Below are 12,166 nucleotides of genomic sequence, written 5' to 3' on the forward strand. Positions count from 1 at the left end.
CCTTCAGGTCAGGCTGTCATAGAACCACTGTTCGGTGATCTCGTTCCACGGTTTAGCCAGTCGCCTGAAACGCTGGATCGACTCGTATACCTTGCCAGTCGTGGCATCGGATTCGGCGTACTCCTGCATGACTTCCGTGGCTGCCTGCCGGGCCCGGTCCAGCAACTCCGCGGGGTAGGGCCGGATGGAGAGCGTCGGCACCTCCCTTAATTTGGCGAGGTACTCCGCATTCTTGGCTTCGAAGGCCGATAGGGTGTACATATTGATGTAGTGAGTAGCCACTTCGAATATGCGCTGAAGGTCCGACGGAAGTGCCTGGTACTTTTCCGCATTGACAAAGAATTCAAAGCTTGTCCCAGGTTCATGCCAGCCGGGATAGTAATAATAGCGAGCAATTTCGTGAAAGCCCATGATGTAGTCGTGGTACGGACCTACCCACTCGGTGGCGTCCAGGATGCCGCGTTCCAGACCGGTATAGATTTCTCCGCCCGGCAGGAGTACCGGCGTGCCACCAAGTCGCTCCAGCACCCGCCCCCCGAGGCCCGGCATCCGCATTTTTAGTCCGCGGAAATCTTCAATCCCCCGAATCTCACGGTTAAACCAGCCCCCCATCTGCACACCCGTATTGCCACCCGCGAAGGGTATGAGCCCGACACCGGCGTACAGTTCACGCCACAATTCCATGCCACCACCCGCGATCAGCCAGGCGTTCATCTGCTGGGCATTCAGCCCGAAAGGGTAACCCGCAAAGAACTGGGCCGCGGGGAGTTTTCCCGCCCAATAGTAGGCCGCGCCACTGCCTACTTCGGCCGCACCCTGGCGGACGGCGTCAAAGGCTTCGAGGGCCGGTACCAGCTCGCCACCTCCGTATACGGTGATATTGAGCCGGCCGCCGGACATCTCACGGCACAGGTCGGCCAATTTCTGACATCCCTCCCCCAGAATAGGAAAGCCCGGTGGCCAGGTGGTCACCATCTTCCAGTTGAAGCTTTCTCCACTTACCGTGGATTGGGCAGATTGGGCCTGTCCGTGGCCGCCCAACAGGCGCAGGGCGACCGGGAGCCCGATGGTCGCGGCCGCTACGCCCTTGATGATCTTCCTGCGGTTCATGGGATTAAGGTACGGTGACCGGGCGCGTAACAGCGGTGACTTTGCCATTGGAAGTGGAATACCGCTGACACGACTGTCCTGCTGACGCGCTGTACGAGAGTAAGCGATTAGCTACCAACTGGGTTGTGACCAGAATCTACGGTCGGGTAACGTCGCAAATGGGATTAACGAGGATTTGTCGGGTTGACGGATACCTTTAGTCCCTCAACTTCAAATTCATCATCCACCGTCTCCAGATACATGCCCGCTACGGAAGCTTTCAGCGCGCGAAGGGTGGACTGGGTTTCGGATTCCGGCAACTCCAGCGTCACCCGCGCCCGTTCGGAAAAGTCCTGGTCGGCCATCTCCAGGTTAAGTTGGCTCAGGGCACTCATCACGGGCGTCATCAAGGCGTATCCGAATTCGAGGGTCACAGTAGTGGTTACCGTTCGCAGACCCCGGGGTGCTGCTTCCAGGGCCAATCGGGCAGCCTCCCGGTAGGCATTGATGAGACCAGAGGTACCCAGTTTCGTGCCACCGAAATAGCGGGACACCACGATCACTACGTCGCTGATTCCAAACTTATCGATCTGACCCAGGATGGGTTTGCCGGCCGTACCGCTGGGTTCACCGTCGTCGTTTGCCCGCCACCGATCGGTGCCCCGACCTAGGCGGTAGGCATAACAGTGGTGGTTACATTTGGGGTGGGCGCGCTGCTGCTCCTGCTGCACCTCTAGGGCTTCGGCTTCGGTGCTTACCGGGCGAAGTGCCGCTACGAATTTGCTTCCCCGATCGCGAAACTCACTTTCGGCGGGCCCGGCGGGAACGGAATATTGATCAGGCAGAAAATTTTCCATGGGCGCAACTGCGGCAATATACGGTGGGGTAGGGCGCAGCGCACGAGACCTGTCCAAAACAGAGCGGGTACTTTAATCCGTCCCGCAGTTACCCTGCAACCATGCTAAATCCTGTAACGATGCGGCGGAACTGGACAATTCCACGGTTTGAGTCCGTATTCGCCGAGTACCCACCCTCATGTGGCAAGTGGAAATCACTGAGCTTCCGCGGACGGATGTACACCTCCCAACAGCAGGAACTCGGGCATACGACCCCCGCGTGTACATGGCCAGGCCTTCGGTTCCCACGTTTGGATTGAGCAAGCACACGGCTGGCTCTCCATAAGCGACGGCTGAGTGGCAAATGATTGCGGTGGGCGCGTGAGCGGGCGGGCGGTTCCGTGGACGGATCGGTGATGAATGAATGCTGCAGGTTATGGATCTCCCATGACTCCTGACGGAGATGGATGGACAGACGGCTCCCCTGAGTGGGTGGGAGAACCCACCCGACCGCCGCCGCGCCGACTCCCCCCATCCGCCCTAACCACCGCCCACGCCGGTGGCCCTTCCGCTACCTGGCCTGAAGGTGCGCGGATCGAGGGTTAACCGACAGTCCGCCAATTCACCGTCCGGTACCGGGGCACGGGGTGGCGGGCTGTCTATGAAATGTGGATGCCCGATGGGGTTGGTGAGGTCAGGAACTAATTCATACGGTCGAATCACCATCGGCAGAGATCAATAGTAGGACAATTTCCCGAATTGTGCAAACAATTTGTGTTTTTATTGGGCGACACCATCCCGATTTGTCATCAACCGCGACCCTGGCTCAGTTGTCTTGATTCCCATGCCGCACACCTACAAAATCAAAGAATGCTTCTACACCCTCCAGGGCGAGGGTGCTCAGGCTGGCCGGGCGGCCGTTTTCCTGCGGTTCACGGGTTGCAACCTGTGGAGCGGGCGCGAGGAAGATCGCCACTCCGCCGTATGCAAGTTCTGCGATACGGATTTCGTCGGCACCGACGGCACCAATGGGGGCCGGTACACGCTGGTGCAATGTGTTGAACTGGCTACCGCGCTGTGGCCAGGTGGCGGGCGACCCTATATCGTCTGCACGGGGGGTGAGCCCCTCCTGCAACTCGATGTTCCCCTGATCGAGGCCCTGCAGGCGGCCGGATTCGAGGTGGCGGTCGAGACAAACGGCACGTTGCCGGTTCCTGCGCAGATCGATTGGGTATGCGTGAGCCCGAAAGCCGATGCCCAACTCGCCGTATCCGGCGGCGACGAACTCAAGCTAGTCTACCCCCAATCCGAGCCCACGGCCCGTCCCGAACGCTTCGAATCGCTCGCATTCACTCACTTTTTTCTGCAGCCCAAAGACGAGGTCGGCCAAAACCACCTACCGGCCACCGTCGCCTACTGTCTTCAGCACCCCCGGTGGAGGGTTAGCCTGCAAACGCATAAGATCATGGGAATTGAATAGCGAGCTGAAAACAGGCTTATTTAGTCTGTTTATAAACAGCGGTGTTTCAGTGGTTTAGCCGAACAATAAATGGCCGAAAGGCTTTTTATCAGTGTATCTTTCAACCAGCTAAACTAATAATGACATGGAACCTACCTGCAAAAACTGTAATCACTGGGAACACGAAGCTCCCGCTGTGCAAAACCGCGAAAATTTCGGCGAGTGTGAAGTACTCAGCGAAAGCGGTATGAAGTACGTACTTCCTGTACTGCAAAATCAATCCGCCCCCACCGGCGCTGAATTCCTGACCGAAGCCAACTTCGGCTGCAACCACTTCTCTCCCGGCCGCGGCTAGGCGAGCATTTTTATCCAAATCAAAGCCACGCAACCCAAGGGGTTGCGTGGCTTTGTCGTTGTTGGCAGTTGGGGTCAGAGCGCCTCACCGATCCCACCCCAGCACAGATACTTGACCGTCAGATAATCCTCCAGGCCGTACTTGGATCCTTCCCGACCAAAGCCGCTTTCCTTCACCCCACCGAAGGGTGCCACCGTCGTGGATATCAACCCCGTATTGATGCCCACCATCCCGTACTCCAGGGCTTCCGCTACCCGCCAGATGCGGGCGTGGTCGCGACCATAAAAATAGGCGGCCAGGCCATAGGGGGTATCGTTGGCCTGGGCCACCACTTCCGCCTCCGTGTCAAAGCGGAATACCGGAGCCACAGGGCCAAAAATCTCTTCCCGCGCCAGCTCCATTTCGCCGTTCGCGTGAAGCAACAAGGTGGGCGCGTAGCACAACTCACCCGCGGCCGACCGCCGGCCACCGCAGGCTACTTCGGCACCCTTGTCGATGGCGTCAGCGACCATACGCTCTACCTTTTCTAAAGCAGCGCGGTTGATCAGGGGGCCGATGTCGGTGCCCGCTACGGTTCCCGACCCTACTTGCAAGTTTTCTACTGCGGTTTTCAACGCCGCCACGAAGTCTGAGTAGATGCCCGACTGTACAAAGATCCGGTTGGCACAGACGCAGGTCTGCCCCCCATTGCGGTATTTGGAAACCATGGCACCCGCGACCGCGCCCTCCAGATCCGCATCGTTAAAGACGATGAAGGGGGCATTCCCACCCAGTTCCATAGATAGGCGTTTCAGGGTGCCGGCGGACTGCTCCATCAGCTTTTTTCCCGTGGCGGTACTCCCCGTAAAGCTCAGTTTCCGGATGCGGGGGTCGCTCGTCAGTATCCGGCCGACCTCGGTGGGGCGACTACTGGTCACAACGTTCAATACACCAGGGGGAAGGCCCGCTTCGGCCGCCAGATAGGCCAGCGCCAGTGCACAGAGGGGCGTGTCTTCCGCGGGCTTTACCACTACCGTACAGCCCGCCGCCAGTGCCGGGGCCACCTTGCGGGTGATCATGGCCACGGGAAAGTTCCAGGGCGTAATGGCGGCCACCACCCCCACCGGCTGCTTGATGGTCAGGATGCGCGTGTCGGTGCGGTGACTCGGCACCACGTCGCCGTAAGCGCGGCGCCCCTCCTCGGCGAACCACTCGATGAAGGATGCTCCGTAAGCTACTTCGCCCCGCGCTTCGGCCAAGGGTTTCCCCTGCTCAGTGGTCATGACGAGGGCCAGGTCATCCTGGTGCTCGTGCAGCAAATCAAACCACCGTCGCAGTACCCGGGACCGATCGCCCGCCGTGCGCTTGCTCCACTCCGGGAAAGCCGTGTGTGCCGCCTCCACTGCTCTGCTGGTTTCCGCAGCACCCAGGTCGGCAACTTGGGTGATGAGGTCGCCCGAGAAAGGATCGATGACGGGAAAGGTGGTGCCATTGTCGGCCGGGGTCCACTGTCCGTTGACGTAGGCGGTAGATTGCAGGAGCTGGGGGTGCTGGAGGTCCATTTAGCGGGAATTATAGGGAGCGGGATAGAAACCGAACAACACAAAGGGCCCAAGGGTAATAGAAATACCTGAAAACAAACAAAAGCAATTAAATATGCAACTCGACAATATTAAAGTTGCCGCACTGGCCACTGCCGGATTCGAAGAAGTAGAATATACCAAACCCCGCAAGGCGCTGGAAGAAGCCGGCGCCACCGTGCACCTGGTGAGCCCGGAGTCCGGCTCCATCAAGGCATGGGACGGCGACGACTGGGGCGGAGAGTACGAAGTGGACGTGGCCCTTGACCGTGCTGATGCTTCCCGCTACGATGCCCTTTTGCTCCCCGGGGGTGTACTTAGCCCCGATAGCCTGCGCATCAACGACAAGGCGCTCAGTTTCATCAAATCCTTCTTTCAGGATGACAAGCCCGTTGCCGTCATTTGCCACGGCAGTCAGACGATGATATCCGCCGGCCTGGTCAAAGGGCGTACCATGACGGGGTACGTGGCGATTCGGCCGGATCTGGCAAACGCCGGGGCTACCGTAAAGGATGAGGAGGTGGTAGTGGACGGGAAACTGGTGTCAAGCCGCAATCCCGGCGATATCCCCGCCTTTAATCGGAAAATGATCGAAATCTTCGCCAAGCACACCGTTACGGCCGGGTAGTTTACGGCCGAGGAACACCATCCTGTAGCGGGTCAACAGTCCCTAGAGAACACCCCATACCGTTTCCCGGGCCGCAAACTTTCTCGGTCAAGCGAAGGGCAAGCCGTATCCCACCGGTATCGACCAACTTCTGTCGGGAGTAAGCTTCTGAATGCCAGCAAACTACTCCGCGCAACACTACCTTAATCGAAAATTTTGCTCGATTTCCTTGCACCGTCGTTGCGCATGATGGTATATTTGCGTCGCAATCGGGCAGGAAGCTGCTCAAGAGCACACCAGGTTTGGTAGTTCAGTTGGTTAGAATGCCGCCCTGTCACGGCGGAGGTCGCGGGTTCGAGTCCCGTCCAGACCGCAAAGGGTCTCCCAGTTTGGGAGGCCCTTTTGCGTTTTACGCCAGTCCGTAGCATTTATCCGGCTCACCCTACAGCAAAAGGGCTTACCCGTGCGGGTAAGCCCTTTTGAAGACTGTCCAGTGGTGTAAATTTTCGCCGGGCTTATTTGAAGAGATTGCCCAATCCGCCGGCGAGGCCCCCGGATTTGTCTCCGTCCTTCTTCCCCCCCAGCATTCCCTTGGTGAGTCCACCCAGCAAGCTGCCCGCGTCGAGGCCGAGTACCGACATGAGACTACCCTGGTCGATGTCGTCGCTGTCGCCGGCTTCCCGCGTTTGGCCGGCCAGTTTGTTCAGGATCATGGGCAGGGCGATGCTGGATACCTTTTGCGCCATGGTTTCGGGGATGCCTAGTCGGGAGGTCAGTTTCTGGATGAGTTTTCCGGCGATGCCTTGGTAGACGAGATTTTGGGCAAGACCACCCCCGGCGGCTCCACCCGAGGCGCTTTTGACCATGTCGAGTATTCCGCCGATGTTACCTCCGGAAATGGCGCTGGTTACCCCTTCGTGAATGGACTCCTTAGCCAGGGGAACGGCCTGTTCGGCCTGGGCGGCCCCGAGACCGGTTTTTTCGGTGATGGTGGAAACTACCTGGCCTTTTACGGCGTCGATGATTGATTCTAGCATAATGTCTGTATTTGGAAAGTAGTATAACAAAAAAAGCACTACCGGGAGGGTAGTGCTTTCTCGTTTGCTGGTCTAGTTTATTCTAGTAGCAGAGTTGCGGTGCCGGCTCGTTGCGGGCGTACCGCAGGATGGCATTCACAATGCGCTTGCGGGGGCTGAACCGCACCTTGGGCAGACTGGCCTGGGCTTCGACCAGGCGGGTAAGCTCGGTGACCAGGGCGGGGTCGGCCGCGAGGGCGGCTTCGGTGGCCCGGATCTGATCTCGGTCGGCTTCACCGTAAACGTAGGCGACTAAATCTTCTTGGGTAAATTGTTGCTTCATGGAAAGAGTGCTTGTGTTATTCAAAAGTGTAAGGAAAAGACGCACTGGGGGGGTGAAACGTGGTCTCCGCCCAGGCCATTAATGTAGGGATTTATTCCCTAATCCATTTTTGGGTTCTGTACAAACCGGTCCAGTGCCTGCCGCGGACGTACAGCACATCGGAATTATCATCTTCGTACCATACCGAAAGGCGGTAGGTAGCTCCCTTCTGGGGGTCAAGGATCGTGCCGCCTTCCCATTCGCCCGGCGAATCGTCGTCGGCCTGAAGGCCCTCAACGATCACCATGCCCAGGATCGGCTTGTTCTTCTTGCTGCCTTCGCAGGCCTCGCAAACGGCCGTGGTGTTGCCCGTCAGGATCTCGGCGACCTTACCATAATATGCGCCACCTTTGGCGTATATCTCAACCACACTCTTGGCTTCTCCCGATTCTTCATCGGTGGTGGTCCACCGTCCTTCGGGGGTGGCCAACTGCGCAGATAAGTTGCCGAAGGCCACTAAAGAGAGTATGAAAAGTAAGTGTTTCATCGCTTTGTTGGTGTTATAACGGGCCATGGGGGGGGCATGGTGTTGGGTTAAGGTATTTTATTTATTATACCCTTAGACCCGCCTCCAAAGTCGATGATATCCAGAAAACTGGGTGCCGTTTCCGCAACGGTCGGTCAGTGGCGGAGAAAGGGGCGGATTGATTAGCGACCGGTTACGATCTTCCCTTCCCGGTTGCCGACGGTGATCTTGCGGCTGTCTTCCAGCCAGACTTGAATCTGGGGGCAGCCGTGGTAGCGCTCGTCCACGTCAATAAAGGTGGAGCCCACTTTTTTCTGAATCCAGTCGCTCAGATATTCTTGCTGCTTTGCATTACGGGTAGCGTCCTGGATCTTGGCGTAATCCTGGCTGAGCGTGGCCCGGTGGGGGGAAGTACGCGACTGCAACTGCACAATCCGGAGCAGGGGGTCGCCCGAAGGCCCGCGAAATTCCAGTACATCGCTCAGTGAATCCAGTTCGAGTTCGTCGATGGCGAAGTATATATCGGGATCCAGGTCGCCAATCTCAAAGAAGGTATTGCCGCTGGCCGGATTGGACATGCGGCCGTCGTTGTTGTAGCTCTGCACCTTGTCGTAGCCGAACCGCTTGACGGCGTAGCTGAAGTCGAAAGAGTCAACGCGGATCAAATGGGCGATGCTGTCGAGGAACTGCCGGGATTCCTCCATGTCGGCCTCCGTAATTTCCGGTTGCATCAGGATATGGCTTACGCGGATCGAGTTGCCCCGGCGCCCTACCAGCTTGATGAGGTGGTAGCCGAATTCGGTTTCCACCACGCCGCTGATCTCTTCCGGGTCCAGGTTGTAGGCCGCGGCCTCGAACTCAGCCACGAACTTTCCGCGCTTCGTCCAGCCCAGGTCGCCGCCGCCGCGGGCACTGCCGTCGGCACTGAATTGCCGGGCGGCATCCTCGAAGGTGATCTCCCCGCTCATGATCTGTTCCCGCAGCCCCTCCAGCCGGTCGATGATGGCCTGCTTGGTGGAATCGTTGGCGGTTGGCCGGACGACGAGTTCACCGACCTCAACCTCTGAGTTGAAGTAGGGGAGGCTATCGCGGGGGATTTCCGCGAAGAAGTTCTTTACCTCGGCCGGGGTGACTTTAACCTCCCGCACTACGGAGGCGCGCATCCGGTCGATGGCGAGCTGCTCCCGGAGGTCTTCCCGGAACTGTTCCTTGGTGGCGGTGATGCTCTGTCCGTAGTAATCCTCAAACTGGTTGATGTCGCCGCCCATATAACTAAGGATACGGTCGATGCGCGCGTTCAGCTGCTGCTCCACCTCGGCGTCGCTCACTTCGATACTGTCTAGCTTAGATTGATTGTAAAGCAGTTTGCCCACCAGCGTCTGGTCGAGCATGGCGCAGCGGGCCGCGGGGGGCAGCGGGCCGTTACTTTGCGACTGGGCCAGGGCGTACTGCTCCTCCAGGTCGGAGAGCAGAATATATTCGCTGCCCACGCGGGCGATCACCTCGTCGATCACGGTGCCCTGTTGGGCGTAGGTACTGGCGGTCAGGAGGCACAGCAGTAGGGCGAGGATGTTGTTCATGGTTCCGATTAACGGTTGGTAAAAAATTCAATGTTGTCGCGGCGGAGCTCCCGTTCGAAGATGTCCTCCCGCGTCCGCTCCAGTACTTCCCGCTTGCGGGCGTGCAGAATGGCCCGGCGGGCCTGGTTCTCCACGTAACTCAGCGGGGCGATTTCCTTGCGCGGCTTCATTTCGAAAAGGCGAAAGTAATACCTGTAGGTCCCGTCGAGCTGACTGAACTCCCTTTTCGAGTTCACATTGTCCGCGGTAAGCGTGCCCTCGGGCAGCTGCTGGGCGATCTCATCGAGGCTGTACCAGGCGGAATCGTTGAGCAAGGCCACCTCCGCGTACCGGCGCGCATAGCGGGCCAGGGCGGCGGTATCCTGGGGTTTTCCATTGTTCCAGAGGTCCAGGAGGGCTTCCTCGCTGGGCGTAGGGTAGGGCACCCGCATGAAAAGACAACGCACGATCGGCTTTTCAAGTTGGTACTGGTCCTTGGTAGCCTCGTAAAAGGCTACGAGTTCTTCCTGGGTGATGGTACTGTCGAGCTTGGTGCTCACCAGTTGTTCCTCGTAGCTGCTGCGTACCAGGCTGGCGCGGTAATCGCGCACCAGTCGGTCGAGGTTGAGGTCGCTCGGGGCGTTCTGTTCGCTTTCCCAAAGCAGGATGGCGTCGCGCGCCCAACGGTTGGCGAAGGCTTCGATGATGACCGCGCTGTCGGCGGGCGTGGCCCCTTCCGGGAACATGCCCTCCATTTCGGATAGCCGCAATTCGCGCTGGTAGACGCGGGCGAGTACCGGATCGTCCGGATTGTCCGGCTCCGGCTGGCTGCACCCCAGGGCCAGTAGCAGCCCTGCGACGGCGATTCCGTGGATTTTCCTCAAGATTCGATCAGTTGGGCCAGGATTTTCTTGTTGCGTTTCACGGTGAACTTCTTGCGAAGGGATTCCACCCATTCTCGCTCGAGTTGGTCCTGGTAATCGGCAATCACGTACCCCCGGGCTTCCTGCAGTTCTTTCCGGCGGGCGGGCAGGACCTCGGCGACCACCTGGAAGGCCTGGGTGCCGGTACTCACTTTGTTCTCGGGTGCTGAGCGGCTTCCCTCCTCCAGGGTGAGGCCGGCGGGGAGCCGATCGGCTTCGAAAAGGTCTTCGCTGCTGGATACGCTTTCCGGTCCGAAGTGCTCCACCACGCTTTCGCGATCGTGGTCGGCGGCGTAGGTCATCACTTCCTGGATGTCGGGGCCGCCCGCGGCGATCTCGTAGCGGATCACCCGGGCCCGCGGTCCGAATCGGTAGTCGTCGCGGTGGGCATCAAAGTATTGTTGCAGGCCGGTGGAATCTTCACTGGCCTTGTCCCACACCTCCAGTTTGGTCGCTTCGAAGAGCAGGATGCCCTCCCGGTACTCGCGCATGAGGGCGCGGAACTCAGGAAATTTATCCTCCAGCTGGCCTTCGGCGTAGGCCTTGACCTGCTCCTCGGTCCACCCCTCAAACAGGGTTTCAGCGGCACCGTCGGCCTCGTACCGGCGCTCCAGGCTGGCCCGCAGGCGGGCGTTGCGCTGCAGGTAGTCGTTGAAGTCGCTGGCGCGCAGTTCCCGTTCCCCAATCTTCAGCAGCACCGGGTCGCCGGCGGGAGCGGGCAGGGTAGCGTCGAGTTGAAAAAAGGTGGTATCCAACTGTGCGAGGTAGGCATCGAAGTTAGCGTCCATGGTTTGGGTTCCGTACTCTTTTTCGAGCCGGTCCAGCAGGGCACGTTGGGCTTCCGCGTAGCGGGTATCCTGGCGGACGGCGGCTTCCAATAGAGGGCGCTGATCCTCCAGGGGTTGTACGCCACGGTGGGAAATCCGCTTCAGGATGTGGAAGCCGACGGGGCTCTCGATCACTTCGCTGATCTCCCCGTCCTCGGACAGGGCAAAGGCCGCCCGTTCGAAGACCTTGTCGTAGCGGTTGATGCCGAAAAAGCCGATATAACCGCCCTGGTTACGGGTTTTGTCGTCTTCACTGTATTCCGCGGCCACCTCCTCAAAGGGTACCCCGTTCGTTAGGGCCTCGCGGGCTTCATGGGCGCGTTGACGGGCGGCGGCCGAATCACCTTCGTCTTCCTTGCGCAGCAGGATATGCGCGATCTCCACTTCGCCGTAGGCTGGCCGGCTGCCGTGCCGGAGCACCAGGTGGTACCCGGCAGGCGTACGGACCGGACCGAATACCACGCCGTCGGGCGCCTCGTAAAGGGCCTGTTCCAGCCGGTGCATGCCGCGGGGCAGGGGCGCGTTCACGAATCCGATGCGACCGCCTTGCTCGCGGCTGTAGCGGTCCTGGCTCAATTCGGCGGCCTTTTCCGCGAAGTTTTTCGGAGTGATCTCCCGCAGCAGTTGCTGGGCGCGTTCGTATACGGCCAGGGTATCCGCCGGTTCGTTGGAGGGGATCGTCAGCAGGAGGTGGCTGAAGTCGACGTCCCTCTGCTGGCGGTCGTAGAGCTCGCGTACCAGTTGGTCGGTGACCTCCCGGTCGATCAGGTAGTTGTCGGCGAGTTGCTTGCGGTAGCCCTCGAGCTCCTGTTGCAGGGCCGAAACCGTGTCGAGGCCCATCTCGCGGGCCCGGGCCACCTTCAGTTTGAAGCGCTCGTAGAGGTCAAGGTACTCCAGCACGCTGGCCTCGCTAAAGTCGGCCGCCTCGCCGTTGGTTTTGGTGTAGATGTAGCGAAATTCGCCCACCGTAACGGGCTTGCCGTCAACGGTGAACAGGATGTCGTCGTTGCTCTGTGCCAACAGGGGCAGGGAAAGGAATAACGCGCAGGCGAGTCCGAGAAAAGACTTGATCATGTATGACATTTGTG

The 12,166-nt window shown here is 59.2% G+C and carries 12 protein-coding genes and 1 tRNA gene; 4 read left to right on the top strand and 9 right to left on the bottom strand.

Features of this window, described 5'->3' with window-relative positions:
• Positions 1–3 precede the first annotated feature (3 nt).
• On the bottom strand, positions 4–1,110 hold the full coding sequence (locus tag E4021_RS08925) for a TRAP transporter substrate-binding protein (RefSeq protein ID WP_136458515.1): 1,107 nt from the start codon (positions 1,108–1,110) through the stop codon (positions 4–6).
• Between the two features lie 164 nt (positions 1,111–1,274).
• Positions 1,275–1,946, bottom strand: coding sequence for an IMPACT family protein (locus E4021_RS08930; protein ID WP_136458517.1), 672 nt, complete (start codon positions 1,944–1,946; stop codon positions 1,275–1,277).
• Positions 1,947–2,769: 823 nt separating this feature from the next.
• On the opposite strand from E4021_RS08930, the gene queE reads away from it, so the two are divergent.
• Positions 2,770–3,405 (top strand): 7-carboxy-7-deazaguanine synthase, encoded by a 636-nt coding sequence (gene queE, locus E4021_RS08935; RefSeq protein WP_136458519.1) that lies wholly within the window; start codon positions 2,770–2,772, stop codon positions 3,403–3,405.
• Positions 3,406–3,529: 124 nt separating this feature from the next.
• Complete coding sequence (locus E4021_RS08940; protein WP_136458521.1) at positions 3,530–3,739, top strand: hypothetical protein; 210 nt, start codon at positions 3,530–3,532, stop codon at positions 3,737–3,739.
• A gap of 74 nt (positions 3,740–3,813) precedes the next feature.
• Here E4021_RS08940 and E4021_RS08945 read toward each other — a convergent pair whose 3' ends face one another.
• Positions 3,814–5,280, bottom strand: coding sequence for an NAD-dependent succinate-semialdehyde dehydrogenase (locus E4021_RS08945; protein ID WP_136458523.1), 1,467 nt, complete (start codon positions 5,278–5,280; stop codon positions 3,814–3,816).
• Between the two features lie 94 nt (positions 5,281–5,374).
• On the opposite strand from E4021_RS08945, the gene E4021_RS08950 reads away from it, so the two are divergent.
• The gene (locus E4021_RS08950; RefSeq protein ID WP_136458525.1) at positions 5,375–5,926 is read left to right on the top strand and encodes a type 1 glutamine amidotransferase domain-containing protein; all 552 of its coding nucleotides are present in this window, start codon (positions 5,375–5,377) and stop codon (positions 5,924–5,926) included.
• Positions 5,927–6,204: 278 nt separating this feature from the next.
• Positions 6,205–6,278, top strand: a tRNA-Asp gene (locus tag E4021_RS08955).
• Between the two features lie 142 nt (positions 6,279–6,420).
• Here E4021_RS08955 and E4021_RS08960 read toward each other — a convergent pair.
• The 6 genes from E4021_RS08960 to E4021_RS08985 all read right to left on the bottom strand — a co-directional run bounded on the left by E4021_RS08960 (position 6,421) and on the right by E4021_RS08985 (position 12,152).
• Positions 6,421–6,942 carry a DUF937 domain-containing protein gene (locus E4021_RS08960; protein WP_136458527.1) on the bottom strand — a complete coding sequence of 174 codons (522 nt, stop codon included), beginning with the start codon at positions 6,940–6,942 and terminating at the stop codon, positions 6,421–6,423.
• 82 nt (positions 6,943–7,024) lie between these two features.
• Entirely contained in the window at positions 7,025–7,264 is a 240-nt protein-coding gene (locus E4021_RS08965; protein WP_136458529.1) for an anti-sigma factor, read from the bottom strand.
• A gap of 91 nt (positions 7,265–7,355) precedes the next feature.
• The gene (locus E4021_RS08970) at positions 7,356–7,790 is read right to left on the bottom strand and encodes a DUF2147 domain-containing protein (RefSeq protein WP_136458531.1); all 435 of its coding nucleotides are present in this window, start codon (positions 7,788–7,790) and stop codon (positions 7,356–7,358) included.
• Between the two features lie 161 nt (positions 7,791–7,951).
• Positions 7,952–9,349, bottom strand: a complete 1,398-nt coding sequence (locus E4021_RS08975; RefSeq protein WP_136458533.1) for a peptidylprolyl isomerase — start codon at positions 9,347–9,349, stop codon at positions 7,952–7,954.
• Between the two features lie 8 nt (positions 9,350–9,357).
• Positions 9,358–10,212: a hypothetical protein gene (locus E4021_RS08980; protein ID WP_246050258.1), complete on the bottom strand. Its 855-nt coding sequence runs from the start codon at positions 10,210–10,212 to the stop codon at positions 9,358–9,360.
• Positions 10,209–12,152 carry a peptidylprolyl isomerase gene (locus tag E4021_RS08985; protein ID WP_168797537.1) on the bottom strand — a complete coding sequence of 648 codons (1,944 nt, stop codon included), beginning with the start codon at positions 12,150–12,152 and terminating at the stop codon, positions 10,209–10,211. The genes E4021_RS08980 and E4021_RS08985 overlap by 4 nt, the downstream gene beginning before the upstream one ends.
• Between the last annotated feature and the right edge of the window lie 14 nt (positions 12,153–12,166).

Source organism: Neolewinella litorea (assembly GCF_004803465.1).
In the GTDB taxonomy this organism is placed as follows: Bacteria; Bacteroidota; Bacteroidia; order Chitinophagales; family Saprospiraceae; genus Neolewinella; species Neolewinella litorea.